This is a genomic window from Methylobacterium sp. P1-11 (assembly GCF_008329595.1).
Taxonomy (GTDB): domain Bacteria; phylum Pseudomonadota; class Alphaproteobacteria; order Rhizobiales; family Beijerinckiaceae; genus Methylobacterium.
In genome coordinates, this window is the sequence record NZ_NPKS01000055.1 from 1 (window position 1) to 26472 (window position 26472).

The 26472-nt window shown below is 71.4% G+C and carries 22 protein-coding genes, 1 tRNA gene and 1 pseudogene; 18 read left to right on the forward strand and 6 right to left on the reverse strand.

Translation table 11 applies throughout. The annotated features are described in order from the left end of the window. Window positions 1–20: 20 nt before the first annotated feature. Window positions 21–97 (forward strand) — tRNA-Met (locus tag CIW48_RS31120). 65 nt (window positions 98–162) lie between these two features. Here the strand turns inward: CIW48_RS31120 and CIW48_RS31125 are convergent. Together CIW48_RS31125 and gcvA are read right to left on the reverse strand one after the other, a co-directional pair. Continuing rightward, window positions 163–2307, reverse strand: a complete 2145-nt coding sequence (locus CIW48_RS31125; RefSeq protein ID WP_149314238.1) for a helicase-related protein — start codon at window positions 2305–2307, stop codon at window positions 163–165. 226 nt (window positions 2308–2533) lie between these two features. Continuing rightward, on the reverse strand, window positions 2534–3421 hold the full coding sequence (gene gcvA / locus CIW48_RS31130; RefSeq protein ID WP_149314239.1) for a transcriptional regulator GcvA: 888 nt from the start codon (window positions 3419–3421) through the stop codon (window positions 2534–2536). Window positions 3422–3514: 93 nt separating this feature from the next. Here gcvA and CIW48_RS31135 point away from each other — a divergent pair, with 93 nt between their 5' ends. After that, window positions 3515–4738 carry an MFS transporter gene (locus tag CIW48_RS31135; RefSeq protein ID WP_149314240.1) on the forward strand — a complete coding sequence of 408 codons (1224 nt, stop codon included), beginning with the start codon at window positions 3515–3517 and terminating at the stop codon, window positions 4736–4738. Window positions 4739–4903: 165 nt separating this feature from the next. On the opposite strand, the gene CIW48_RS31140 is transcribed toward CIW48_RS31135, so the two are convergent. Next, window positions 4904–6628 (reverse strand): adenylate/guanylate cyclase domain-containing protein, encoded by a 1725-nt coding sequence (locus CIW48_RS31140; protein ID WP_149314241.1) that lies wholly within the window; start codon window positions 6626–6628, stop codon window positions 4904–4906. 150 nt (window positions 6629–6778) lie between these two features. Between CIW48_RS31140 and CIW48_RS31145 the strand changes: the two genes are divergently transcribed. The 14 genes from CIW48_RS31145 (at window position 6779) to CIW48_RS31210 (ending at window position 20378) form a co-directional block, all read left to right on the forward strand. Then, the gene (locus CIW48_RS31145; protein ID WP_091788102.1) at window positions 6779–7363 is read left to right on the forward strand and encodes a DNA-3-methyladenine glycosylase; all 585 of its coding nucleotides are present in this window, start codon (window positions 6779–6781) and stop codon (window positions 7361–7363) included. 63 nt (window positions 7364–7426) lie between these two features. Continuing rightward, window positions 7427–8581 carry a zinc-dependent alcohol dehydrogenase gene (locus CIW48_RS31150; protein ID WP_091788105.1) on the forward strand — a complete coding sequence of 385 codons (1155 nt, stop codon included), beginning with the start codon at window positions 7427–7429 and terminating at the stop codon, window positions 8579–8581. 10 nt (window positions 8582–8591) lie between these two features. Further along, the gene (locus CIW48_RS31155; RefSeq protein ID WP_149314242.1) at window positions 8592–9086 is read left to right on the forward strand and encodes a hypothetical protein; all 495 of its coding nucleotides are present in this window, start codon (window positions 8592–8594) and stop codon (window positions 9084–9086) included. A 255-nt stretch (window positions 9087–9341) separates the two neighbouring features. Further along, window positions 9342–10496, forward strand: a complete 1155-nt coding sequence (locus tag CIW48_RS31160; protein ID WP_149314243.1) for a transporter substrate-binding domain-containing protein — start codon at window positions 9342–9344, stop codon at window positions 10494–10496. Continuing rightward, window positions 10493–11119 carry an ANTAR domain-containing protein gene (locus CIW48_RS31165; protein WP_149314244.1) on the forward strand — a complete coding sequence of 209 codons (627 nt, stop codon included), beginning with the start codon at window positions 10493–10495 and terminating at the stop codon, window positions 11117–11119. The genes CIW48_RS31160 and CIW48_RS31165 overlap by 4 nt, the downstream gene beginning before the upstream one ends. A 174-nt stretch (window positions 11120–11293) precedes the next feature. Continuing rightward, window positions 11294–12139: a nitrilase family protein gene (locus CIW48_RS31170; protein ID WP_149314245.1), complete on the forward strand. Its 846-nt coding sequence runs from the start codon at window positions 11294–11296 to the stop codon at window positions 12137–12139. A 60-nt stretch (window positions 12140–12199) separates the two neighbouring features. Further along, window positions 12200–13354 (forward strand): substrate-binding protein, encoded by a 1155-nt coding sequence (locus CIW48_RS31175; protein WP_149314246.1) that lies wholly within the window; start codon window positions 12200–12202, stop codon window positions 13352–13354. A 323-nt stretch (window positions 13355–13677) separates the two neighbouring features. Beyond that, window positions 13678–14511, forward strand: a complete 834-nt coding sequence (locus tag CIW48_RS31180; RefSeq protein ID WP_149314247.1) for a branched-chain amino acid ABC transporter permease — start codon at window positions 13678–13680, stop codon at window positions 14509–14511. Next, complete coding sequence (locus CIW48_RS31185) at window positions 14504–16309, forward strand: ATP-binding cassette domain-containing protein (RefSeq protein ID WP_149314248.1); 1806 nt, start codon at window positions 14504–14506, stop codon at window positions 16307–16309. Before CIW48_RS31180 ends, CIW48_RS31185 begins: the two co-directional genes overlap by 8 nt. Beyond that, window positions 16302–17033 (forward strand): ABC transporter ATP-binding protein, encoded by a 732-nt coding sequence (locus tag CIW48_RS31190; RefSeq protein WP_149314249.1) that lies wholly within the window; start codon window positions 16302–16304, stop codon window positions 17031–17033. The genes CIW48_RS31185 and CIW48_RS31190 overlap by 8 nt, the downstream gene beginning before the upstream one ends. Window positions 17034–17183: 150 nt before the next feature. Then, the gene (locus tag CIW48_RS31195) at window positions 17184–18116 is read left to right on the forward strand and encodes a DUF1028 domain-containing protein (protein WP_149314250.1); all 933 of its coding nucleotides are present in this window, start codon (window positions 17184–17186) and stop codon (window positions 18114–18116) included. Beyond that, window positions 18109–19509 carry an amidase gene (locus CIW48_RS31200; RefSeq protein ID WP_149314251.1) on the forward strand — a complete coding sequence of 467 codons (1401 nt, stop codon included), beginning with the start codon at window positions 18109–18111 and terminating at the stop codon, window positions 19507–19509. The genes CIW48_RS31195 and CIW48_RS31200 overlap by 8 nt, the downstream gene beginning before the upstream one ends. Window positions 19510–19680: 171 nt before the next feature. Continuing rightward, complete coding sequence (locus tag CIW48_RS31205) at window positions 19681–19917, forward strand: hypothetical protein (protein ID WP_091788131.1); 237 nt, start codon at window positions 19681–19683, stop codon at window positions 19915–19917. Between the two features lie 44 nt (window positions 19918–19961). Continuing rightward, complete coding sequence (locus tag CIW48_RS31210) at window positions 19962–20378, forward strand: DUF1236 domain-containing protein (protein WP_149314252.1); 417 nt, start codon at window positions 19962–19964, stop codon at window positions 20376–20378. Between the two features lie 725 nt (window positions 20379–21103). Here the strand turns inward: CIW48_RS31210 and CIW48_RS31215 are convergent. From CIW48_RS31215 to CIW48_RS31225, 3 genes are all read right to left on the reverse strand, one after another. Then, window positions 21104–23995 carry a hybrid sensor histidine kinase/response regulator gene (locus CIW48_RS31215; RefSeq protein WP_246695503.1) on the reverse strand — a complete coding sequence of 964 codons (2892 nt, stop codon included), beginning with the start codon at window positions 23993–23995 and terminating at the stop codon, window positions 21104–21106. A 250-nt stretch (window positions 23996–24245) separates the two neighbouring features. Further along, on the reverse strand, window positions 24246–24605 hold the full coding sequence (locus CIW48_RS31220) for a hypothetical protein (protein ID WP_149314253.1): 360 nt from the start codon (window positions 24603–24605) through the stop codon (window positions 24246–24248). Window positions 24606–24719: 114 nt separating this feature from the next. Beyond that, window positions 24720–25820, reverse strand: a complete 1101-nt coding sequence (locus CIW48_RS31225; protein ID WP_149314254.1) for an L-dopachrome tautomerase-related protein — start codon at window positions 25818–25820, stop codon at window positions 24720–24722. Between the two features lie 216 nt (window positions 25821–26036). Here CIW48_RS31225 and CIW48_RS31230 point away from each other — a divergent pair, with 216 nt between their 5' ends. After that, window positions 26037–26279, forward strand: a complete 243-nt coding sequence (locus tag CIW48_RS31230; protein ID WP_091788146.1) for a hypothetical protein — start codon at window positions 26037–26039, stop codon at window positions 26277–26279. A gap of 51 nt (window positions 26280–26330) precedes the next feature. Further along, window positions 26331–26472 (forward strand): annotated as a pseudogene (locus CIW48_RS31235) (Holliday junction branch migration DNA helicase RuvB); the annotation flags it as partial.

Consider the following 26472-nt stretch of genomic DNA (forward strand, 5'->3'; position numbering starts at 1 on the left):
GACCAGCCGCACACACTTGGCGCGGGGTGGAGCAGCCCGGTAGCTCGTCAGGCTCATAACCTGAAGGTCACAGGTTCAAATCCTGTCCCCGCAACCAAACACTTTCGATAAAGCCGGTCCGCACTACGCGGGCCGGCTTTTTTCATGTCCGGATGCCGCGCCTCACCGCGTTCCGCTACTCCGCCGGCTCCGGCGCTCCGCCTTGCGGGTCGCGGTCTCGCGCAGGTGCTGCTCGATGGCGTCGTTGGCCCGCCCGCGCATGTGGCGGATGGCGTCCACGTCGTCGAAGGTCTCGGGAAAGCGCCGCGACAGCCACAGATAGGCGCTGGCGAGCTTCACGGTCCGCTCCTGGTAGTCGAGTTCGCCCGCGAGGTTGCCGCGCAGCGCCGGCACCGTGAGGCCGGCGGCCCGGGCCTGGCACCAGCGCTCCAGCAGGCCCATGGCGATCTCGTCGCGCCGGTCGATCGGGCAGACCGAGAAGGCGAATTTCTCCTCGATCGGCAGCCGCGCCCGGTCGACGATCCGGGCGACCTCCAGCACCTCCTCCAGGGCCGAGGGCTGGAACGGCGAGCCGGCGTAGAAGGTCGCCCGGGCGAAGTGGGTCAGCACCTCGTGCAGGCTGTGCGTGCGCATCTCCTCGGCCACCGAGCGGATCGCCCCGAGATCCGGGCGGACGAAGAAGCGGGTGTCGGCCGCAGGTGCCGTCGGGGCGCCCGAGAGGGCCGTGCGGATCGGTTCCACGGCGAACGGGTCGGTCGCCGCCACGTAGCCGACATCCTGATGGCCGTAGCGGCCGGCCCGGCCGGCGATCTGCCGGATCTCGGAATGGGTGAGCGCCCGCTCGGCGGTGCCGTCCCATTTGCGCACCGCCGAGAACACGATCCGCTTGAGCGGCCCGAGATTGAGCCCCATCCCGATCGCGTCGGTGGTCACCAGCACGTTGGCCTCGCCGGAGCGGAAGCGCGCGGCCTCGGCGCGGCGGACCTCCGGCGACAGGGCGCCGTAGATCGTCGCCACCCGGTGGCCCCTTGCCACCAGGATCTCGCGGTTCTCGTGCACGGCCCGGCGGGAGAAGGCCACGACCGCGTCGCCGGCCTCGACCTTCTCCAGGGGCACCGGCTCCTCAAGCAGCAGGAGCGGCGACTTGCGGGTGAAAGGGATCACCTCGAGGGATTCGTTGGCGGCCTCGGCGGCGCGGCGGACATACGACAGGGCGTCGTCGGAGCCGCAGACGATCACGGTCCGCGCCGCGACGCCGAACAGCGCGTTGGTCCAGGCCCAGCCGCGGTCGGGATCCGACAGCATCTGGATCTCGTCGATCACCGCCACGTCGATGGGGCGCGTCAGGTCGGCGGTCTCGATGGTCCGGGCGGTGTGGGTCGGGCTCGCCTCGCCCAAGACCTCCTCACCGGTAATCATGCCGGCGCGCAGGCCGCGCTCGCGCAGGGTCTCGTAATTCTCCAGCGCCAGGAGGCGCAGCGGCGCGAGATAGGCGCCGGTCTCGGCCGCCGTCAGGTGCTGGAGCGCCGCGTAGGTCTTGCCGGAATTGGTCGGGCCCATGTGGAACAGGATCCGGCGGTTGAGGCGCCGGGCGGCGGTGAAGCGCTCGATATAGGCGCCGAAGCCGACCTGATCGCGCAGGCGGCGCAGGCGCGAGCCCTCGCGGGCCACCGCCTTGGCGTGGCGGCGCACGGGGGTGAGCGTGTCGTTGAGGCCGCGAGCGAGCTTCGGGCCGTAGGTGAAGACCCGGGACCGGAGCGAGCGGTCCATGTGGGCGATGTAGGCGGCGGCGTCCGCCCCGACCTCGCGCAGGTCGACGAGGAGCTGCGCCCGCAGCTTGTCGACCGGCTTGTGCAGGGCGCGGGTGGCCTGGAGGGCCGTGCGCGCCACGGCGTCGCGCAGGGCCTCCAGGCGGTGGGCCGGATCGTTCCGGGCGGCCATGCGGGCGAGGATCTCGGCCGCCTCCGGCTCGGGGGGCATGTCGAGCCGCAGGTCCAGGCGCCCGTTGTCGAGGAGCGGGATCTCGGTCCGGATCAGCCAGGTGATCCGGTGGTCCTTGGTGACCACGGCCCGGAGGGCGGGGATCGCCTTCCGGATCGCCGGGATGCCGGTTTCCGCGAAGGTGCGGGCCGCCTGCATCTCGCGGAGCGCCCGGGCGACGCGCTCGTCCTCCACCTCGGCGCCGTAATCGGGCAGGCCGAGATGGGCGAGCAGCCGGTCGAGATCGACCGCGTCCGGGGACAGGCCGAGGCGGCCTACGGACTCGATCAGGCTCTCGATGGTCGGGCGGAGACGCTTGCGCGCCATGTGGTCACCTTCGGCAGAAGCGTCTCACGCCAACCCGGACGCAGTCGGGGGCGTTCCGGATTCGATCCATGCGCCGGGCGGGGCCGGACACCAAGCCGAGATCGCCATTGCGGGCGCAGCGAAGCAATCCGGTCGCGCTATGCGGACCGTCGTCCCACCGCCCGGGGTCGCTCCGCTGCGCGCAATGACGGTGTGCCGAGCTGGGCGCGCCTTGCGAGCGCGGCGTTCACGGCCGCCGGGCCGCCTCGGCGAGCCAGCCGCAGAAGGCGCGGACCGCCGGATCCTCGGCCCGGGGTTCCGGGACGTAGGTGTAGTAGCTCCGCGCCGGGAGGCACGGGCCCGCGAAGGGCAGGGTCAGGCGGCCGGCCGCGACGTCGTCGGCGATCAGCCGCTCGGGCCCCATGGCGACGCCGAGCCCGTCGAGGGCGGCCTGGAGCGTCAGGTAGAAGTGCTCCAGCGTCACGGAGGCCTGCGGCGCCAGGTCCGGGACGCCCGCCGCCCGCAGCCAGTCCGGCCAGACCCGCGGGAGCGTGGCGGCATGCAGCAGCGTATGCTGCCGGAGCTGCTCGGGCCGTTCGAGCGGCAGGCGCTGCAGCAGCGTCGGGCTGCAGACGGGGATGCGCCGCTCCGACAGGAACGGCTCCGCGCGATGGCCCGGGCGCGTGTCCGGCCCGCCGCGAATCGCGACGTCGAACGGATCCGCGAGCTGCGCCAGGGGCACGTTCGAGGTCGTCAGCCGCACCTCGATCGACGGGTTCGCCCTCTGGAAGCCGGACAGGCGCGGAATCAGCCAGCGCAGGGTGAAGGTGGCGAGCGCGTTCACGTGCAGCAGGCGCGGACGCCCGCGCTCGGCCTGGCGGGCCGTGGCCAGGGCGATACGGTCGAGGGCGGCGCCGATCTCGGTGGCGTAGGCGCTGCCCGCCTCGGTGAGGACCACGCGCCGGTTGTGGCGCTCGAACAGCGGCAGCCCGAGCCAGCCCTCCAGCGTCTGGACGTGCCGGCTGACCGCCCCGTGGGTCACCCGCAGCTCGTCCGCCGCCCGGGTGAAGCTCCCGTGCCGCGCGGCCGCCTCGAAGGCTTTCACGGCGTTGAGCGGCGGCAGGCGACGGTGCATGGGTCAGGTTTCCTCACGCGAGCGTCAGCATAAGTCGTTTGTCAGCTCCGGGCCAGGGCGCCATCCTGAATCGGAACCACGAAGGATGGCTGGATGTCCGTCGCGTCCGATCTGACCGCGTCTTCCGGAACCGCGTCCCTGCCGGATGCCCGGCGCACGCTGGTGGCCACCGGCGTGAACCACGCCTTGCACGACGGCTACACGGACCTGATCTACGTGCTGCTGCCGGTCTGGCAGGCTGAATTCGGCCTCGACTACGTGGCCCTGGCCTTCTTGCGCTCGCTCTACAACGGCGCGCTGGCGGCGCTGCAGATGCCGGCGAGCCGCCTCGCCCAGGCGTGGGGTGCCCGCACCGTGCTGGTGCTCGGCACATTGCTCAGCGCGGCCGGCTACGCGATCGCCGGCGCTTCGGGCGGGCTCGTCGGGCTCGGCCTCGGCCTTCTGCTCGGCGGCGCCGGCAGCAGCACGCAGCATCCCCTGGCCTCGGCGGTGATCGCCCGGGCCTATGGCCCCGGCGCCCGCGGGCCCCTCGGCACCTACAATTTCACCGGCGATCTCGGGAAGGCGGCAGTGCCCCCCGTGGTCGGCCTCCTGCTGACCCTGACGGGCTGGCGGCACGCCCTCTGGGCGATCGCCGGGGCGGGTCTCGTGGTCGCGCTGGCCGTCGGGCGCCTGCTGCCGCGTGAGCCCGACTCACGCGGCAGCCGCTTGCCCGCCAAGCGGACGGCTGGCCGCGTCGCGGGCGGGTCGGGGAGCGGCACCGGCTTCCGGCTGCTCGTCGGGATCGGGATGCTCGACAACGCGGCCCGTCCGGCCTTCCTGCTCTACCTGCCGTTCCTGCTGCAGGAGAAGGGCGCGGCGCTGACCACGGTGGGCCTCGCGCTGTCGCTGGTCTTCGTCGGCGGTGCGCTGGGCAAGGCCGTGTGCGGCCGGCTCGGGGAACGCCTCGGCGTGACCCGGACCGTGATCCTCACCGAGACCGGGACGGCGCTCGCGATCCTGGCGGTGATCGTGCTGCCGCTGACCCCCGGGTTGATCCTGCTGCCGCTGCTGGGCGTGATGCTGAACGGCACCTCCTCGGTGCTCTACGGCACGGTACCGGAACTGGCTCCGGGCGGCCGGGTCGAGCACGCCTTCGCGGTGTTCTACACCTGGACGCTCGGCGGCAGCGCACTGGCGGCGCCGCTGCTCTACGGAAAGCTCGGCGACGCCGCCGGCCCGCACTGGGCGGCGGTGGCGGCGGCCGCGACGGCGCTCGCCGCGGTACCGCTGATGCTGGCTTTGGCGCCGCGCCTCAGGGCGGCGCGGTCGGCCTGAGGCACGGCCTCAGCGCAACGCCCCCGTCCTTCCGGGGCGCCGCAGGCGAGCCCGGAACCCAGAGCCGCCGACGATCCCATCCGGGCGCCCGGTGCGGTTTGGGATTCCGGGCCCTGCTCCGCAGTCCCGGAATGACGGGGACGGCCTCTCCCGGGGATGGGCGTCTCAGAGGCTCCCCAGGGCGCTGACTCGGACCGCCTCGGACCGGCCGTCCACCGCCACGTCCCGGATCTCCGCCGGCGCCACGCGGGCCGCCTCGTAGACCGCCTCCGACACCACCGCCACGCAGCCGAGGACCTTGGTCAGGCCCTGGAGGCGGGCCGCGACGTTGACGGTGTCGCCGAGCGCCGTGAAGCGGGCGTCGGTGGCGTCGCCCATCTCGCCGACGATCGCCGGGCCGGCATGCACGCCGATCCCGTATCGGAGGGTGTGCTCCAGATCGGCCGCCAGCAGCCGGTTCAGGGTCTCGACCGACTCGGCGATGAGGTCGATCGCCCGCAGGGCGTCCCGGGCGGCCTGCTCAGGCTCCGTCTCCAGGCCGAACAGGGCCAGCAGACCGTCGCCGAGGAACTGGTTGGTCGAGCCGCCGGCCTCCCGCACGGCATCACCGACCGCGCCGAGGAAGCGGTTGATGATGAACACCGTGTCGTAGGGCAGGCGCTCCTCGGCGAGCCGCGTCGAGCCGCGCAGGTCGACGAACATCGCCACGATGAAGCGCTCCTCGCCGGATTGCGCCCGGTCGAGCAGGTCGGCCTGGCGCATCCGGGGCTGCGGCGGCAGCAGCGGCACCACGGCCATGTCGGTCTCGGGCCGGAACTGGCAGGCGAGGCGGACCCCCGGACCGGCGGCGATCCGCTCCAGCACCGCCCGCTCGGTCCGGCCGGGCGTGGGCGCGCCGTCGCTGCCATCCGTCACCCGGATCCGACAGGTCGAGCACCGGCCGCGGCCGCCGCAGACGCTGGCATGGGGGATCCGGTTGCGCCGGCTCGCCTCCAGCACGCTCGTGCCCCGGGGCACCCGCACCACCCGCCCGTCCGGATAGCTGAGCCGGATCGTGCCGCGCTTAACCTCCGCCAGGGTCCGCATGCCGCGGGCCGCGATCACCGCCGCCACGAGGCCCGCATAGGTTCCGAGCAGCCCGTTCCGGATGGCGGCGAGCCGCGCCACCTGATCGGGCAGCCCGACATGGACCGGCTGGAGGGCCACCGCCCGCCAGGCCGGATCCTGCGCCAGGGTGAGGATCATCCGGCCGCCTTGCGCGAAGCCCAGCAGCGACAGGACCGGCACCAGGACCGCCAGAGCCAGCAGCCAGGGCGCCATGCGCCCGAAGGCGGGCTTCAGCCGCAGCCAGAAATACAATCCCATGCAGCCGTGGATCCAGGCGATGACCAGGACCGTGACCTGCAGCAGGCCGAGCGTCGGCGAGGCGATCCAGAAGGCGTAGAGTTCCTGCGCGTAGCCCTTGTCGAGGCCCTCGGTGACGAAGGAGATCCGGGTCGCCGTGATGTGGCTGATGAGCAGCGTCGGAATCAGCAGGCCGGAGACCAGCTGCAGGGTCTCGGATGGCCGCCAGTGGAAGAAGCGGGCCGCGTAGAGAGCCTGGAGCCCGAGCAGCAGATGGACCACGAGGGCGCCGTAGAGCAGCGTCAGGCCGAACGGGTTGAGCCAGACGGCCGTGACGATGTCGAGGCCGTCCTCCATGGCGTCGATGGAGATGTTGCCCAGGGCATGGTTGAGCAGGTGGGTCAGCACGTAGCCGAACAGGACCAGGCCGCTGGCCAGCCGGAGGCGCCGGAGATTCAGGCGGATCCGCGCGGCTGGCGTGGCCGATCGGGGTTGCGCGGCCGCATCGGCGGAGCGAAGCGTCGCGATCGAGGCTGTGCGCACCATGCTGGGAGGTCCGAGGGGATCGCTTTTGGGCCCGCCATTCACGGACCCTCGTACCAGCAAGACTTCCGCCCCGCCGATTTATTTCTACTTCCCGGCGATCCGTGAGGCCCATCGGCGCGGGCCGCGCGGACTGGCCGCGCCGGAGACCCGATGCTGGAATCCTACTTCGCCCGAAGCGCCGCCGCGGTGGCGGCCGACCTGATCGGCGCCCGCCTGTTCGTCGGCGCGACCGGCGGGATCATCGTCGAGACCGAGGCCTATGACAGCACCGATCCGGCCTCTCACAGCTTCCGCGGCCCGACCCGGCGCAATGCCAGCATGTTCGGACCGCCGGCCCATGCCTATGTCTACCGCTCCTACGGGATGCACTGGTGCCTGAACCTCGTCTGTGAGCCCGGCAGCGCGGTGCTGCTCCGGGCCCTCGCGCCGACCGAGGGTCTCGCCGCCATGGCGGCCCGCCGGGGCACGGACGCGCCGCGGCTGCTCTGCGCCGGCCCCGGCCGCCTCGCTCAGGCGCTCGGCATCACCGACGCGCTGGACGGGGCGCCCCTGGCGCGGGCGCCGTTTCGGTTCGAGCCCCGCGCCGCGCCGGCCGACGTGGTGAGCGCCCGCCGCATCGGGATCACCCGCGGCGCCGAGACGCCCTGGCGCTTCCTCCTCGCCGGCTCCCGGTTCGTCAGCCGGCCGGCACCGAGGCCTGGACCGGTTCCCGGTGCCGGCCGAGGCACGCCGTGACACAGGCCCGGGAACTTGGGCATCCGCCTGAGGTTCCCCGGTCGTGGATGAGGGAGCCGCAGCATGCTGGCGATGAACTACCGTGGACCGTACCGCGTGCGGGTCGATCGCAAGCCGGTCCCCGTCTGCGAGCATGTCGAGGACGCGGTCATCCGGGTTACGCGCACCTGCATCTGCGGGTCTGATCTTCACCTCTATCACGGGATGGTGCCGGATACCCGCGTGGGCATGACGTTCGGTCACGAATTCACCGGCGTTGTTGAGGAAGTCGGCCCCGGCGTGCGCAATCTCGCCGTCGGCGACCACGTGCTGGTCCCGTTCAACATCGCCTGCGGCCGCTGCCATTTCTGCAAGCAGGGGCTGTTCGGCAATTGCCACGAGGCGAACGCGCAGGCGACCGCGGTCGGCGGCATCTTCGGCTACTCGCACACCGCCGGCGGCTACGACGGCGGCCAGGCCGAGTACGTCCGAGTGCCCTACGCCGATGTCGGCCCCTGCAAGATCCCCGAGACGATGGACCTCGACGACGCGGTGCTGCTCACCGACGTCGTGCCGACCGGCTATCAGGCGGCCGAGATGGGCGGGATCCAGCGCGGCGACACTGTCGTGGTCTTCGGGGCCGGACCGGTCGGCATCATGGCGGCGCGCTGCGCGTGGCTGTTCGGGGCCGGCCGGGTGATCGTCATCGACCACGTCGAGTACCGCCTCGACTTCGCGCGGCGCTACTGTCCCGCCGAGGTCTACAATTTCCGCTCGATCGGGGATCCCGTGGTCTTCCTGAAGAAGACGACCGATTCCCTCGGGGCCGACGTCTGCATCGACGCCGTCGGCGGCGACGCCGCGGGGAGCGCCCTGCACACCCTGATGGGCACCAAGCTGAAGCTCGAAGGCGGCTCGGCGGTGGCGCTCCACTGGGCGATCAACTCGGTCAAGAAGGGTGGGATCGTCTCGATCGTCGGGGTCTACGGGCCGACCGGCAACCTGATCCCGATCGGCAACGTCCTGAACAAGGGCATCACCATCCGGGCCAACCAGGCCTCCGTGAAGCGCCTCCTGCCGAAGCTGATCGCCCATATCGAGGCGGGCCGCCTGAACCCCAAGGAACTGATCACCCACAAGGTACCCCTCGAGGAGGCCGCGGATGCCTATCACCTCTTCTCGGCCAAGCTCGACGACTGCATCAAGCCGGTCCTCGTCCCCCCGACGGCACGCGCGTGAGGAGGGGGCGATGAGAAACCCTCCGATCGATCCGTCGGCGGTCCCGGGCTGGGGCGTCGACGCGGATCCGCAGAACGACCCGACCTACCCGATGCGCGACATCACGCGCGACGACAGCCGGGGCATGAACTGGACGCGCCCGCCGAAGCAGCCGGCGCGCGTCGAGGTCCTCACCTCGATCGAGTACAAGGCCCGGCCGGCGGTCGTCGGCACGGCGACGCCGCCGCGGGGCGTGAGCGGGGTGATCCGCCGGCAGGCCTTCAAGTACAGCGAGTCTCAGTGGGCGCACTGGCTGATGCTGATGGCGGCCGACCGGGTGAATGTCGTCGAGGGCGTGGTCGACGACCTCGCACGGGGCCGCGTCCCCAACGTCCCGGCCGAGATGGGGGCCCGGGCCGAGCTGGCCCACAACCGCTCCGGCCTGGCGGGCAAGCTCGCGCTCACCGGCGCGGTGATCGGGCTCGGGATCCTGGTCTCGCGCCTCGCCCGGGCGGAGCGACGCTAGCGTCGCCTCCTCCCGTCATCCCGGGGCCGCGTAGCGGAACCCGGGATCCGGACCCGCCGATACGCCCGGCCCGTCACCGGCGGCGGCTCTCGGTTCCGGGTTTGCCTCCGGCGCCCCGGAACGCCGGCGCCGGTGCTGAGCTGCGTTCCGGGTCGCGCCCGTCCGATCAGGGGGTAGCTTTCACAGCGGGTCCTCCCTCGGCTAGGACAGCGGGACGCGCAGCCCTCCGGGCGCCTGCGGGTGAGGGGAGGGGCCATGGCCGGCAGGGATGAAGCGACGTGGCGGGTCGGCGTCCTGTTCTCCCGCAGCGGGGTCAGCGGCATCACCGAGACCGAGCATTTCCTCGGCACCGCCCTGGCGATCGAGGAGATCAACCAAGCCGGCGGCGTGCTCGGCCGCCCGATCGAGCCGGTCTGCTACGACCCCGCCGGCGACACCGACGCCTACCGCACCCTGGCCCGCCGGATGCTTGCCGTGGACGGGGTCGAGGTGGTGTTCGGCTGCTCGCTCTCGGCGAGCCGCAAGTCGGTGCTGTCCACCGTGGAGCGGCACAACGGGCTGCTCTGGTACCCATCGATCTACGAGGGCTTCGAGTATTCGGAGAACATCATCTATACCGGCGCGACCCTCAACCAGAACGTCTTCGCCCTGGCCGACTACCTCCTGCAGGCGCATGGCTCCCGGATCTTCCTGATCGGGTCCGACTACATCTACCCGCGGGAATCGAACCGGGTCATGCGCGACCTGATCGAGGCGAAGGGTGGGATCATCGTCGGCGAGCTGTATGCAGCCCTCGATGCGGATGATGCAGCCCATGCTGCCATGATCGCCGCGATCCGCGACGCCGCCCCGGACGCGGTGTTCTCCACGGTGGTGGGGCGCGGCGCCGAGCGGCTCTACCGCGCCTACGCCGAATCCGGCATCGACCGCGCCCGCTGCCCGATCGCCAGCCTGACCTTGGCGGAGGGCCAGATCCACGCGATCGGCCCCGAGCACTGCACCGGCCACGTCCTGGCGGCCCCGTATTTCGGCGCGCTGGCGAGCGAGGAGAACCGGCGCTTCGTCGCCGCTTTCCAGGCCCGGTTCGGGCCCGAGCGCCCCACCAGCATGTGGTCGGAGACCGCCTACGCGCAGGTCCACCTCTTCGCCCGGGCGCTCGCGGAGGCCGGCACCCTCGACGCCGAGCGCCTCGGCGCGGCGGCCCTGCGGCAGCGCCTCGCGGCGCCGGAGGGCGAGCTCGCCTTCGATGGCGAGACGCGCCACATCTGGCTCACCCCCGGCATCGGCGTCGCCCGCGCCGATGGACAGTTCGACGTGGTCTGGCGGGCGCGCCGGCCCGTGCGGCCCGACCCGTACCTCGCGTGGTCCCGGTTCGAGACGAACTGGCTGGAGGAAGGGGTGGCTGCGTGACCGCCCCCGCCCGCAAGATCCTGGACGACCTGCGGCGCGCTCGCGCCCTCGTCATCCATCCCCGGGACGAGGAGGGTGCCGCGCTCCTGGAGCAACTGCGCCGCCTTGGCTGCGCGGTCTCCCTCGCGTGGCCGCCACCCGCCGCCCTGCCGGCCGACATCGACACGCTGTTCATCCAGCTCGACGACGCTCAGGTGATGCACCTGCTGCCGGCGATCGAGGCGATCGAGCCCGCTGTCATCGCCATCGTGGCCTACGAGAGCCCGACCTCGCTGAAGGCGATCGCCGACGTCAACGCCCACGGCGTGCTCAACAAGCCGCTTCACCCGCGGGGCGTGCTCACCCAGTTCGCCCTGGCCCGCTACAGGCGCGGCTACGAGGGGCGCCTGACCAGCAAGATCAACCGGTTGGAGGAGACCATGAAGGGCCGCCGCACCGTCGAGAGGGCGGTCCGGCTGCTCGTGGACCTGAACCAGATCGACGAGGACGCCGCCTACAAGATGCTCCGGGACCGGGCCACCGCTTCCCGCGTGCCGATGGCGAGCGTGGCCGAGAGCGTGGTCTCGGCCCACGAGGCGATGAGCGGTCTCGGCCTGCGCATCGCGTTGGCGGAAAAGACCTGATCGCAGCAGCCTGCCGCATTTATGGTCTTGCGGTCCGTATCGCGACGCGTATCGTAGTCTAACCGGGCAAGGTTGCCCCGCAGCAGGATTGCTGCATTACATCACGGCTTTGAAGCCTCTGGTTCGCGGATGTTTGTGTCCGCGCCCAGGGGCTTTTTGCGTTTTGGAGCTTTCATGATCCAGGCGAACGGTCCTGCGCGCCCGCCGATACGGGTGTCGTGCATCCAGTTCGAGCCGGAATTCGGCGCGGTCGCGGCCAATCTGGCGCGCGCATCGAACCTCGTCCGAGCGGCCGCCGCCGAGGGCAGCCGGCTGATCGTGCTGCCGGAACTCGCCAGCACCGGCTACGTGTTCGAATCCGCCGCGGAGGCCGCCGCACTGGCCGAGCCGGTGCCGGACGGCCCGAGCACCCGGGCCTGGGCGGCGCTCGCCGCCGAACTCGGCGTCCACATCGTGGCGGGGATCGCGGAATCGGCCGGCGACGTCCTCTACAACGCCGCGGTGATCGTCGGGCCGGAGGGCTATATCGGCACCTACCGAAAGGCGCATCTCTGGGACCAGGAGAACGTGTTCTTCGCCCGGGGCGACCTCGGCTTCCCGGTCTTCGACACCGCGCTCGGCAAGGTCGGCGTCGCCATCTGCTACGACGGCTGGTTCCCCGAGACCTTCCGGCAACTGGCGCTGGGCGGGGCCGAGATCGTCTGCATCCCGACCAACTGGGTGCCGATGCCCGACCAGCCCGCGGGCGAGGCCGCCATGGCCAACACCCTGCACCGGGCCGCAGCCCATTCGAACGGCATCTTCATCGCCTGCGCCGACCGGGTCGGAATCGAGCGCGGCCAGCCCTTCGAGGGGCAGAGCCTGATCATCGGCCCCAAGGGCTGGCCGCTCGCCGGGCCGGCGAGCCGGGACCGGACCGAGACCCTCTCGGCGCTGGTCGACCTCGACGCGGCAGGCCGCAAGGACCTCAACACGTTCAACTCGCTGCTGCGCGACCGCCGCACCGACATCTACGGCTGAGCCGAGATCCGTCCCCGTCCCTTTCCGTCCCCATCCCTGCCCGTTTCAAGGAGTTCGTTCATGGTGAAATGGTCCCTCGTCGGCGCCGCGGCGCTCGCCCTCGCCGCCACGGCCGCGCAGGCCGCCGATGGCAAGCCGATCGTCATCGGCATCCCGATCGGCCTGTCTGGCGCCAACAGCGTCGTCGCCCCCTCGGTGGTGCAGGCGGCCGAGCTCGCGGTCGAGGAGATCAACGCCAAGGGGGGCGTGCTCGGGCGCAAGCTCGTCCTGGAGGTGGCCGACGACGCCTCGGGGGCGGCCGGCGCCCAGAAGGCCTTCGACAGCCTGATCTACCAGAAGAAGGTCGACGTCCTGATCTCGATGGAGACGAGCGCGGCCCGCAACGCCGGCCTGCCCGCCGTGACCAAGGGCAAGGTGCCGTACATCTACACCTCGTTCTACGAGGGCCACTCCTGCAACAGGAACATGTTCGTGGACGCCTGGGTGCCGGAGCAGCAGGTTCCGCCGGTGGTGGACGCCTTCAAGGCGAACGGCGCCAAGACCTACTTCCTCATCGGCAGCGACTACGCTTTCGGCCGCGGCATGCTGGGCTTCGCCAAGAGCTACGTCGAGAAGACCGGCGGCAAGATCCTCGGCGAGGAGTACCTGCCGATGGACGGCAGCGACTGGACGGCGATCGTCTCCAAGCTGAAGGAGGCCAAGCCCGACGCGCTGATCACCTCGACCGCGGGCGGCGCGCCGAACGTCACGCTGACCAAGCAGCTGCGCGGCGCGGGCGTGACGCTGCCCTTCGCCAACCTCGCGCTGGACGAGGGCACCGCCAAGAGCATGGGCGCGGACGCCGAGGGCGTCTACCTCTCGGCCTCCTACGTCACCGGGATCGACAGCCCGGAGAACAAGGCCTTCCTGGCGGCGATGCAGAAGAAGTTCGGCGCGGAGCTGCGCACCCCGAACGACCTCTCGGTGCCGGAATACGAGGCGATCTACCTCTACAAGGCCGCCGTCGAGAAGGCGGGCGGGACCGAGACCGCCAAGGTGCTGGAGGCGCTGCCGACCGTGAGCTTCACCGGGCCGCGCGGCACGATCACCATGAGCAAGCAGCACCACGCGCCGCTGACCATGTATCTCGGCCAGATCCAGAAGGACGGCACCGTGAAGGTCGCCGGCACCTTCAAGGACGTCGATCCCGGCGAGCAGTGCCCGAAGCTGCCGTAAGGGGAGGGGGCTGAGGCTCGTCCTTCGCCGTAGAGGCGACGCGCCCCCTCTCCCGTGCGGGAGAGGGTTGGGGTGAGGGATCAGGGTTTCAGAATCCATCGCCCCATCGCCGCGCAGTCGAGGGTGAGGCGTTCTCGGACAGGCCGCATTCCTCACCCTGTCCCTCTCCCGCACAGGAGAGGGGACCTGCGCCCGCTCCTGAGACCGCGTTGCCCGTTCCGATGGCCCGCGCGGATGCGTGACGCGGCAGACCCGCGGAGGGGCGCTCGTCTCGCCGTGCCTCTTCCGCCTCGCGATGACGGTCCTTCAACCGGAACTCCCCGATGCTGCTCACCCTCGACATCCTGACCACGGCGGCGATCCTGTTCATCGTCTCGATCGGCCTGCTGGCGATCTTCGGCGTGCTCAAGATCATCAACTTCGCCCACGGGGCGTGGCTGACGGTCGGCGCCTACTGCGCGGTGGTGACCGCCAAGATCGGGCTCAACCCTTGGGCAGCGCTGCCGCTCGCCTTCGTCATCGGCGCGGCGCTCGGCGGCCTCGCGGAGCACTTCATCATCCGCCCGCTCTACCGGCGGCCCCTGGACGCGATCCTCGCCACCTGGGGGCTCGGCATCGTGCTCGGGCAGCTCATCACCCTGGCCTTCGGCCGCGACGTCCAGCTCACCCCGAACCTCTACGCCGGCACCGTCGAGATCCTCGGCGTGGACTACTCCGCCTACCGCCTCGTGGCTCTGGGCATCGCGCTGGCGATCGGCACGCTGTTCGCGCTCACCATCGAGCGCACCCGGCTCGGCCTCTCGGCCCGGGCGGTGATCATGAACGAGACCCTGGCGCGCAGCCTCGGCATCGATACCGGGCGCGTGCGCCTCGTCGTGTTCATGCTCGGCGCCGGCTTCGCGGGCCTCGCCGGCGTCCTGCTGACGCCGCTCACCAGCGTCGACCCGAACATGGGCGTCTCCTGGCTGATCGGCGCCTTCATGCTGGTGATGGTCGCCGACGCCTCTTACCTGGCGCTCGCGGCGGCCTGCCTCGTCTTCGGGGCCGCGCAGGTCCTGATCAGCACCTTCGTGAGCCCGATCCTGGGCAGCATCGCCGTCGCGGTGCTCGCCGCCCTCGTGCTGCGGATCAGCCCGAAAGGTTTCTCCCGTGCTTGAGACCCTGCCCGTCGCCGAGCGCGCCGCCGCGGCGCCCCGCCGACGCCGCCTGTCCCGCGCCGCGCCCTTCGTGGTCGCGGCCCTGGCGGCGCTGGCCCTCTGGATCGCGCCGCGCTTCCTCGACACCTTCGCGGTCAACGTCCTGACCCGCTCGATGATCTACGCGGTGCTGGCCGTCACGGTGGACCTGCTCTGGGGTTTCGCGGGGATCCTGACCTTCGGACAGGCGGCGTTCTTCGGCATCGGCGCCTACGCCACCGCGATGATCCTCGGCGCCTACGGGGCGACGCCGCTGGGGATCGCCGCGGCCGTCGCGGCGGCGCTCTTGGCGCCGGCGCTGCTCGGCCTCGCGGTCGGCTGGCTGTCCTTCTACCACCGCTCGACCCCACTCTATGCCTCGGTGATCTCGCTCGTCGTCCCGATCGTCGTGGTGCAGCTCATCTACGCGGGCGGCGAATGGACCGGCTCCAGCAGCGGCCTCGTCGGCTTCGACGTGCTGCCCTTCGAGATCGAGGGCTATTTCCGCCTCGCGGCCCTGTTCCTGATCGTCGTCACTCTGGCGGCCTGGATCCTGGTGCGCTCGGATCGGGGCCGGGCCCTCGTGGCGCTGCGCGACAACGAGGCGCGCTGCGCCTATCTCGGCCTCAACCCCCGGCGCCTGCAGATCCGGCTGACCGCTTCGCTCGCCGCCGTCGCGGGCCTCGCGGGCTTCCTGTTCGCCAACGCGTCGGGCGTCGTCGCCCCGGAGAATGCCGGCTTCCTGTTCGGCACCGAGCTGGTGATCTGGGTGGCGCTCGGCGGCCGCGGCACGCTGCTCGGCCCGGTGCTCGGCACCGTCGCCATCGACTACCTTGCGGCGAACCTGTCCGGCGACCTGCCGTTCCTCTGGCAGCTCCTCTTAGGCACGGCCTTCGTGGCCATCATCATCCTGCTGCCGGGCGGCCTCGCCGACCTCGTCGGCCGCCTGTGGCGGGCGCTGCCGGTGGGCCGGCGCGCGCCGGCGCCGCCGCGCCTCGTCGCCCGGACCGCCGAGACGGAAGCGACGGCTGCCGCGACCCCCATCCTCAAGGTCGAGGGCCTCGCCAAGGCCTATGGCAGCCTGACGGTTCTGGAGGGCATCGACCTGGAGATCGGAGCTGGCGAGCTCGTCAGCCTCGTCGGCCCCAACGGTGCCGGCAAGACCACGCTGATGCGCTGCCTCAGCGACGGCACTGAGCCGTTCACGGGCGCCATCGCCGTCGGCGGCACGCCAATCACCGGGCTGACGCCGAACCGGATCGTCGGCCTCGGGGTCGGGCGCAAGTTCCAGGTCGCGAGCGTGTTCGAGAGCCTGTCTGTGGCCGACTGCCTCCGTCTCGCCCGGGCGCCGCATGACGGCCTGAGCCCGGTCGGGCAGGCCGAGACGCTGGGCCTGCCGCAGCCGGCCCTCGACGTCCTGCGCATGACCGGCCTCGACCGGCTGCTGACCCGGCCGACGCGCCTCCTGTCACACGGCCAGAAGCAGGCGCTCGAACTCGCCATGGTGGTGGCGCTGGAGCCGCGTCTGATCCTGCTCGACGAGCCGACGGCCGGCCTGACCAAGGCCGAGCGCACCACCATCGGGACCGTGCTCAAGGCGCTCACTGCCGAGGGCCGGATCGCAGCCGTGCTGGTGGAGCACGACCTCGACTTCGTGCGCGAGATCTCGTCGCGGATCGTGGTGCTGCACCAGGGCCGCCTCGTCCTCGACGGCACGGTCGAGGACGTCGTCGGCTCCGAGCTGGTCCGGACCATCTATGCGGGAGGTGCCCATGGTTGAGGCAGCGCGGCGGATCGAGCCGGCAGGGGCCGCACTCACCCTGGAGCACGTGTCGAGCGGCTACGGAGCAGTGTCGATCGTGAAGGACGTGTCCCTGTCGGTGGGGCAGGGGGAGATCGTGGCGCTCCTCGGCAAGAACGGCATGGGCAAGACCACGCTCCTCAAGACCATCTTAGGCATGGTGACCCTGCGTGGCGGCGCGGTCACCCTGGGGCGGCAGGCGCTGGCCGGCCTCTCGCCCGCCCGGCTCGTGGCGCTCGGCGTCGGCTACGCGCCGCAGGAGCAGCCCCTGTTCCAGGACCTGTCGATCCGCGACAACCTGCGCCTCGCGGTGCCCTCCGACCGGATGCTGCCGGTGGCTCTGGAGCGGCTGTTCGGCCACTTCCCGTTCCTGAAGGACCGCCTCGCCCAGCGGGCCGGCACCCTCTCGGGGGGCGAGCAGAAGATGCTGATCCTCGGACGCGCCCTGATGCTGCGCCCGCGGCTCCTCCTGATCGACGAGATCTCCGAGGGCGTGCAGCCCTCCATGGTCGAGCGCCTGCGCGGCGTGCTCCAGGCCGAGCGGGATTCGGGTGTGTCCATGCTGGTGGTGGAGCAGCATGTCGCCTTCGCGCTGGCGCTGGCCGACCGCTACGCCGTCCTCAAGCTCGGCGAGATCGTCGACAGCGGCCCCGCCAAGGCGCCGGAGGCGCAGGGGCGCGTCATCGACCACTTGGCGGTGTGAGGCCGTTTCGGTGCCGATCCCCACGCCGTCCTTGCGAGCGCAGCGAAGCGACCCAGGGCGATCTTATATCTCCGAGCGCGGCGCCGTCTGGGTCGCTTCGCTGCGCTCGCAAGGACGGCGAGATCACCCTGAACCGGGAGCCGTGAGCGCATGATCGAACTCAACACCTTCTCGATCGCCGCCTGCTGTCCGCGCACCGGGCAGCTCGGCGTGGCGGTGGCGAGCGCCGTCCCGGCGGTAGGCGGGCTCTGCCCATATATTCGGGTCGGGATCGGGGCCGTCACCACCCAGTCGTGGGTGAACCCCTACCTCGCCGCCCGTATCCTCGACGGGCTGGCCAGCGGGCAGGATCCCGAGGCCGCGCTGGCGGCGGCGCTCGCCACCGACGACCGGCCTGACCTGCGCCAGCTCGGCCTCGTCGACGCGCGCGGGACCGGCGCGGCCTGGACCGGCACCGGCTGCACGCGGGCGGCCGGCCACCGCACCGGGGCCGGCTATGCCGTCCAGGGCAACATGCTCGCCCGGCCCGACGTGATCGACGCCATGGCGCAGGCCTTCGAAGGAAGCGCCGCCCGCGACCTCGACGAGCGGCTCATGCGGACCCTGGAGGCCGGCGATGCCGCCGGCGGTGACCGGCGCGGCAAGCAATCGGCGGCACTCAAGATCGTCGCCAGCGAGGATTACCCGTTCCTCGATCTGCGCGTCGACGAGCACGCGGAACCTGTCGCAGAGCTGCGCCGCGTCCTCGCAATCGCCCGCCGGCAGCTCGTGCCCTTCGTGGCCGGCATGCCCCGGAAGGGCGGCCCGGCCGGCGCCCTGCCGGACGACATCGTGGCGATGCTCCTCAAGGCGCCCGCCGAGCGGCCGGGCGGGTCACTCGATGGCGGGCCCGTCGGAGCGCCCGACCTCCTGAGCGACGTCATCGGCCTCCGCCAGGAGCCCGGGCGGACCGCGCATCTGCTGGCCCGGTTCGCGCCGGTGCTCACCGAGATCGCGCGGCTCCGCGATCTCGACCTCGCGGACATCCATCCGCCGATCGTCTTCGATCCGACCTTGCCCTACCGCCGGGTGCCCCATGACTGACGCCCTGTGGCAGCTGCCGATCACGGAACTCGCGCGGCGGATCGCGACACGGGCGCTGTCGAGCACCGACCTCGTCGGTGCCTCGCTGGACCGGATCGCGCGCCTCGACGGCGCTTTGAACAGCGTCGTCCACCTGTCGCCCGGGGCACTCGACGCCGCGCGGGCGGCCGACGCCGAGATCGCCAGGACCGGACCCCGCGGCCCGCTGCACGGTATCCCGATCGCCATCAAGGACAATTACACCACGGCCGACCTTCCGACCCGGGCCGGCACCGCGGTGGAGGCCCTGACCTTCCCGATGGAGGACAGCCACGCCGTGGCGCGTCTGCGCGAGGCCGGCGCGGTGATCCTCGGCAAGCTGCGCATGCATGAATTCGCCTGGGGCATGGTCACGCCGCCGACGCGCAATCCCTGGGACCTCGCCCGGGTGCCCGGCGGGTCCAGCGGCGGCTCGGGTGCCGCGGTCGCGGCCCGGCTCTGCCCCGCCGCCCTTGGCTCGGATACCGGCGGCTCGATCCGCATACCGGCCGCCCTGTGCGGCGTGGTCGGCCTCAAGCCGACCTATGGCCGGGTCGGGCGCTCGGGAATCGTGCCGCATTCCTGGTCGCTCGACCATGCCGGGCCGCTGACCCTGACGGTGGCCGACGCCGCCCTGATGCTGCAGGTCCTGGCCGGCCCGGATGCCGGCGACCCGGCGTCCAGCGCGGCTCCGGTCGACGATTATACGGCCGGGCTGGACCGGCCGATCCGGGGTTTGCGCGTCGCGGTGATCCGCAATCACTTCTTCGACGCGGTCGACGACGACGTCGCTGCCGCCGTCGAGGGAGCGCTCCGCTTCTTCGCCGCGCAGGGCTGCACGATCCGCGATGTCGCGGTGCCGTCCCTGCGCCACGGGCTCGGTGCCATCTACGCCATCGAACTCGCCTCCTCGACTGCCTATCACGACCGCGGCCTCACCCAGGGCCACGTGGCGGGCTTCGCCGCCGATGTCCGCGACCTCGTAGAGATGGGCCGACTCGTCACCGGGCCGGACTATCTGCGCGCCGAGCAGGTGCGGGCCCTGATCATGGACGAGATGGCCGCCATCCTGGCGGAGGCCGACGTGATCATCGGCCCGGCCTCGCCCTTGACCGCCTGGCGAACGGACGAGACCACGGTGTCGATCGCCGGCCGCGCGGAGAGCGTGCTGGCGGCCTCCTGGCGCCTGACCTATCCGTTCAATCTCACGGGCCTGCCCACCATCGCGCTGCCCTGCGGCTTCGACCGGCGCAGCCTACCGATCAGCCTTCAGATCGCCGCCCGGCCCTTCGCCGAGGCCGTGATACTGCGCGCGGCCCACCAGTACGAGCGGGCACATGATTGGTGGCGACGGGTTCCGCCACATGCGGGCTGAAGCGGTTGAACGATCCGCTGAAGCTGAGCGATCCGGCTGCGATCGATTGTTCGCAACCAATACCGCATCTCATCGCGGTCGTTTCCGCGGTGTATCAGGTCGAGCGCCGCGGAACCGTTCTTCCGCGATCCCCGTTACTGCCCCTGATTGATTGAAATCAGGAGGTTACTGATGCGGAACATCATTCTCTCGGGCGCCCTGTTTGCTGCCCTGTGCGGCGCGGCCAGCGCCGAGGACACCACGGTCATCCGTCGCGACAGCGGTCCGAGCGTCGCCGTCGATCACCGTGAGGGCGTGGTCGAGCGCCGCGAGGTCACGACTGGCAGCGTCGATTGCGGCTCCAAGACCGTCCACAAGGAGGACGGCATGGGCAACTCTAAGACCGTCCATAAGGAAGGCTGCAACTGAGTAGCCGCAGCCTGAAACGATCTGGCGACTTCGGAGATTTCCCAATGACGAACAAGCTTCTTCTGTCGCTGGCGACCGCAGGCCTTCTCGCCCTTCCGATGGCCGCCCAGGCTCAGGGAACCCTGCGCGGCGCGGCCGAGGGGGCCGAGGCCGGATCGGCCGCGGCGGGCCCGGTCGGCGGCATCGTCGGCGGTGCGGTCGGCGCGGCCACCGGCACTGTGGGCGGCATCCTGGGCGTCGACGACCGCCCGCGCTTCCGCAGCTACGTCAGCGAGCGCGGTGCTCGCTCGTACAGCTGGGGCGGCCCGGTCCGGGTCGGGACCGTGCTACCGGAAGACAGCGTCACCTATTACGACGTGCCCACCGAGTACCGGGTGCGGCCGGGCTACCGCTACACCATCGTGAACGACCAGCCGGTCCTGGTCGACCGCGGTCACCGCATCGTCGAGGTGATCGACTGATCTTGGACGGGGCGCCGGATGATCCGGCGCCCCGTCTCCTGAAGATCCACCCTGGCCTACCGGTGAAGGGCACGGAGACACACCCGTCTTTGCCGGAGCAGTGATGCAATCCAGGGTCGCGCAACCTCGGCAAGCATGGCACCGACTGCATTGCTTCGCTGCGCTCGCAAGGACGGACACGCTGTGCGACAGGCTAGGGCCCATGAACGGTTGCGTCAGCCTCGTGTGAGCAGCCACTCCGGCATGTGCAGGGTGATCCGGGAACGCCATCTCGAAGCCGGGACGGCCCTCGCGGAGCGCGCGGCCCGCTAGGTCGGCAGTGGGCTGCGGCGTGTCGGGGCGAGGCCGAACACCGTGCCGGCGGTGTTGTCGACCACGAAGGTCCCGGCATCGGGGCCGTACTCCCATGAAGGCCAGCCCGGTGGGCGGGCGCCGGCATTACGCGCAGAGCCGCAAGTCCCCCGCCGACGCATCGATTCCCACCGCGGGCCCCGCGAAGGGGGAGCCGTCGCCGACCCGGCGCCATCCAGGACCTGCGAGGTCTCGCTTACGGGTTCGCTAAGGAAATTCCGGCCAGCCCGTGGCCCTGACGCGCACCACCGGCTTCCGCGCCCCGAGTGGGTCTCTCTATGGCGGGGCCCTCATGCGCGTCGGCCCGGTATGGCATTGACGCCCGCCCCCGCCCGCCCGTTCCGACGGGATCGCCCGTCAGCCGGGCCCGGATCTCACCCCTCACCCCCGATGATGCCGCGGATGCGGGTCGCGAGCGCCTCCAGGGCGAAGGGCTTCGTCATCACCTGCATGCCGGGGCCGAGATGGCCGTGGTTGAGCGCGGCATTCTCGGCATAGCCGGTGATGAAGAGGACCTTCAGGTCCGGGCGATGCTGGCGGCCGGCATCGGCCATCTGGCGGCCGTTCATGCCGCCGGGCAGACCGACATCGGTGATCAGCATGTCGAGGCGCACGTCCGACTGGAGCACCTTCAGGCCCGAGGCGCCGTCCGCCGCCTCGATCGCCGCGTAGCCGAGATCTTCGAGCACCTCGGTCACCAGCATCCGCACGGTGGGCTCGTCATCCACCACCAGGACCGTCTCGCCCTGTTCCGCGCGGGGCGCGTGGGCGAGGTCGGGCAGGCTCACCTCCGCCTCCGCCTCACCGATATGGCGGGGCAGGTACAGGCAGACCATCGTGCCCTGGCCGACTTCCGAGTAGATCCGGACCTGCCCGCCGGACTGCTTGGCGAAGCCGTAGATCATCGACAGGCCGAGGCCGGTCCCCTCGCCGATCGGCTTGGTGGTGAAGAACGGATCGAACGCTTTGGCGGCCACGTCGGGTGTCATGCCGGTGCCGTTGTCCGAGACACAGAGCGTCACGTACTGCCCCGGCTCCAGTTCGCGCTCCTGAGCGGCCCGGTGGTCGAGCCAGCGGTTGGCGGTCTCGATGACGATGCGGCCGCCCTTCGGCATCGCGTCCCGGGCGTTGATGCACAGGTTGAGCAGCGCGTTCTCGAGCTGGCTCGGGTCCACGAGCGTGGGCCACAGGCCGCCGGCCCCTACGGATTCGATCCCCACCGCGGGGCCGACCGTACGGCGCACAAGTTCCATCATGCCCTCGACCAAGCGGTTCACGTCCGTCGGCTTCGGATCGAGGGTCTGGCGGCGCGAGAAGGCCAGCAGGCGGTGGGTCAGGGCGGCGGCGCGCTTGGCCGCCCCCTGCGCCGCGCTGATGTAGCGCTCGAGGTCCCCGACCCGGCCCTGCATCATTCGGGTCTGCATCAGCTCCAGCGAGCCGACGATGCCGGCCAGCATGTTGTTGAAGTCGTGGGCGAGGCCGCCGGTCAGCTGGCCGACTGCCTCCATCTTCTGCGATTGGCGCAGGGCCTCCTCGGTCCGCATCAGCTCGGCCGTGCGTTCGGCGACGCGGTGCTCCAGGGTCTCGTTGAGGCTGCGCAGCATCGCGGTGACGCGGTCCCGCTCCGCCTCGACGGCACGGCGCTCATCCACGTCGATCAGGACGCCGGGAAAGCTCAGGGGCGTGCCGTCCGGCCCATGGTCGACGCGGCCATTGGCCTCCAGCCAGTAATAGTGCCCGTCGGCGCGCCGGACTCGGTACTGGTGCGCGTAGGCGCCGCCGCGGGCGATCGCAGCCCTGATGGCTTCGGCGAGACCCGCCTGATCGTCGGGGTGCACGGTCTCCACCACCTGGGTCAGGCTCAGCCCCTCGCGTCCCAGGGCCGGATCGAGGCCGAAGCTGCGGGCGAAAGCCTCATCCACGGTGAAGCGGTCGCGCGGCAGGTCCCAGAGCCAGGTACCGATGATCGCGCCGGCCGCAAGAGCAAGCTGCACGCGCTCGACGTTCGTCCGGGCGAGGGCCTCGCTGGCCCGCAGCGCATCCTCCGCCGCCCGGCGCGCGGTGACGTCCCGGAACAGCACCGAAACCTGGCGCCGGCTCGCCGGCTCGATTCGGGCGGCCGAGACGTCGATGAAGCGGTTGGCCTGGGCGAAGAAGCGCTCGAACCGGATCGGGATGCCGGTGCGGAGCACGCCGCCGTACAGGTCGAGCCAGGCCTCGGCGTCCTCGGCCGGGACGAGGTCGCGCAGCGTCCGTCCGACGATCCGAGAGATGCCGGTGTGGCGCTCGTAGCCCGGATTGGCCTCGACATGGACGTAGTCGCTCAGGGGGCCGTGCGGCCCGTCGAAGAACTCGATGATGCAGAAGCCTTCGTCGATGGCCTCGAACAGCGTCCGGTAGCGCGCCTCGCCGGCGCGCAGGGCGTCGCGGGCCTGCCTCTGCTCCGTGATGTCGCGCGCCACTCCGGAGAACCGCACCGGTCGCCCGTCGGCGTCGCGCTCGATTTCCCCCTGTCGCGCGATCCAGCGGATCTCGCCGGTATCCGGTCGCCGGATCCGGTAGGCGACGTCGCGCGGGGCGTCGCCACGGCGCCGGCTGACCGTCGTCGAGACGAGGGGCTGGTCCTCCGGCAGGATCAGCGCCTCGACCGTTTCGGCCGGGTAGGTGTCGCGCTCCGGCAGGCCATAGAGCCGGCAGAATTGCGGGGTCGGGTGCAGGATCCCGTCCTGGACCCCCACGGTGAACAGGCCGATCCCGCCGGCCTCCTGCGCCCGCAGCAGATGCGCCTGGGCCTCCCGAAGCGCCAGACCGGCGCTGTGCAGCTCCGAGCGGTCCCGGAGCACCTTCACGTAGCCGACATGGGCACCGGACCGGTCGCGCAGCGGCGTCAGCGCGCCGGACACGCGCAGGCACTCGCCGTCGGCGCGCAGGTGCCAGATTTCGTCCTCGACGCTGCCCTGGTCCAGAGCTGCGCGCAAAGCGGCCTCGGGGCGGCCTGCCGCCCGGTCCTCGGGCGTGAACAGCGCCGAGAAGGGGTGGCCGCATATCGCTTCCGCCGTCCAGCCGAGGATGTCCTCGGCGCCGGCATTCCAGGCGGTGATGCGCCCGTCGCAGTCAGTGGTGAGGGCGGCGAACCGGGGGGCACCGTCGGGGATTGCCTGCGCGGGCCCGCCACCGCCGGCCACCGCTTGCGCGCGGAGGCCGGCGGCTTCCGCCTCCAGCGCGCTGGCGCGCCGCAGGAGCGCATCGGTCCCGCTCTCGTCCACGCTCAGGTTCCGGGCGTCGCGACCGGATCGGCCGCCTGCCGCTCGGACGCGCGGGGGCCGGTCGGCGCGGGACGGGCACGGCTGGTCGCGATCGGGGCTGCGGAGGCGGACGATTCGGGCACGGAACAGGTGTTGCGAGAGCGGCGGGTCGTGGGCGCCTTCTGCCGGAAACGGCCCCCGGGCGCCACCGCGGGCGCAGCATAACGCGCTGAAACCGCCAAGGCTGCCTCGGCCGAGCCGCTCGGACGGCTCAGTGGGGCTCGGTGAGGCGGCAGGTGGCGCTGCTGGCGCGGGGCCAGCCGTAGTAGATCGTCTCGGCCTGCACGTCGGCGAGGCTCACGACTTCCGGCACGGAGGCCTGCTGCGTGTCGAGCACCGCTCCGCCGGCCCCGGTGAAGGTGCAGAGGATGGTCACGTTCGTCGCGAGATCCGGACCGGTGTTGCGCAGGTTGACCATCGCCCTCTGCGGCTCGTGGGAATCCGGCGGCGTGTGCAGCCGGGTCTCCCGGATGACGAGGGCGGCATCGGCCCGCGTCGGCGTGGCGAACGCCATGATCAGGCCGGCAGCCAAGAAGGCAGCAGCCTGCCGCGACGACTGCATCCTGCGCATAAGACCGCTCATCCCATCATTGCGCCGGGTCACGGGCCCGGCACCCCCTCCGGTCAAACGACGAAACCGGGACCCGGGTTCGCCATCCGGCGCGTCGGGTGCTGCAAATCAGGTTCAGTTGCGCAGCGGCTTGGCGTCGATCTGCATCCGGTAGACCGTCGTCGGAAATTTCACGGCCGAGGCCGCGCCGCCGTTCATCGCCGGCGTGCGGTTCATCTGCGCTGCCGGGATCCACAGGCCGCCCTCCTCGTCGATCCACATCGCGTCGACCCAGACGAGCCGCGGATCCTGCACCAGCGTGCTCATCGTCCCGTCCGGCGCCATCTTGAGGATCCGCAGGCCGTCCGTGTCGCTCGCGTAGATCGTGCCCGCCGCGTCGATGGCGGTGCCGCCGGTCGCCACGGTGGCGGCGTGGAGCTTCACGTGCTTGGCGCGCTCGGCGTCGCTCGCGGTCGCATCGTCGAGATACCGGGTCTCGATGCTGTAGAGCGGCCCGGTACAGGCCTGGTAGTAGAAGGTCTTGCCGTCCGGCGAGACTTCCAGCTGGTCGGCGTGGATGAAGAGCAGCTTGTCCGTATCGTCCCGGAGCACCCGGCCCTGGCCGGTGAGCGGGCGCTGCGCGATCGTCGACCAATGGCCGTCGAGCACCCGCCGCAGGCCGCCGGTCTCGCGGTCGAGGACGATCAGCCCGGGCTGGCCGGCATCCGTCAGGTAGATGTGGCCGCCGTTGAAGCGGAAATCGTCGATGAAGCTCTTGTCGGTGGTCGCCGCCTGCAGCGGGTAGACCCTGCGCACGGCGTTCGTGGCGAGGTCGATCTGCACGAGCTTCGGGCCGCCCGGCAGCGGCGCCGCGCCCATGCCGGGCGCGCCCTTGTCGACCACCCAGAGGTCGCCGTCCGGGCCGATCCGGATGGCGTTGACCGCCACGAAGGCCTTGGCCGGGTCGTCGCCCGTCTTCCAGGCGTTCCAGGCCGCATCGGGGAACGGGACCGCCTTACCGTCCCGCCACTCGCCGAGCTCGATGCCTTCGTCCTTGCTCTGCCGCTGGAACGGCGAGAACAGCCGGCCGTCCGCGGACCGGGTGATGCCGTTGAAGACGAGGCTGTCCGATTCCACCATCGGCTTGAGGGCGTCGGATCCGGCCGGCGCCTCGGCGGCGCGGCCGGGCGTGCCCAGGCCGATGGCCAGCAGCAAGGCGAGGAGCGTGGCGCGCATGGTGGGATCCCGGTCCGGCGGCGAAGCGTCTCGGCCGGTAAGCCTGCGGGGCGCGCGGTGTTCCGGGCCGATCCCATCGGCCGCAGCCGGAAGTCCGGCACGCAGGCCGCGCCGAAGACGCCTGCGACGCTTCGCCGGGGCTGGATCCTGCCGATATGAGAACATATAGTGAACACAGGGTGAGCGCCGCACGGGGCGGACGAGGAGGAGCGAGGGATGGCCAAGTACCGGTTCCACTGCACCAACGGCCTCGAATGCGTGTTCGACGCGCGCGGCACCGAGGTCCGCGCGACGGCACGCCTCGTCGACCGGGCGCGGAAGGTCGCCTCCGACGTGCGGCAATCGCTGGCCAACCGCACCGACTGGGCCGAGTGGCGGGTCAGCGTGCACGACCTCTCGGGCCGGCGGGTCCTGGTGCAGCCCTTCGAGCCGGCGTCGGGTCGCGCCAGGGCGGCCTGAATGGCGGCGCCGATCAAGACGATCCGGCCGGGGCCGGCCCCGGGCGCGGGGATGACCGCCGCGGAGGCGGATCAGACGATCCGCCCGTTGAGCTTGGCCGAGTTCATCGGTCAGCGGGCGGCGCGGGCGAACATGCAGGTCTTCATCGAGGCGGCGAAGAAGACCGGGCAGGCGCTCGACCACGTGCTGTTCG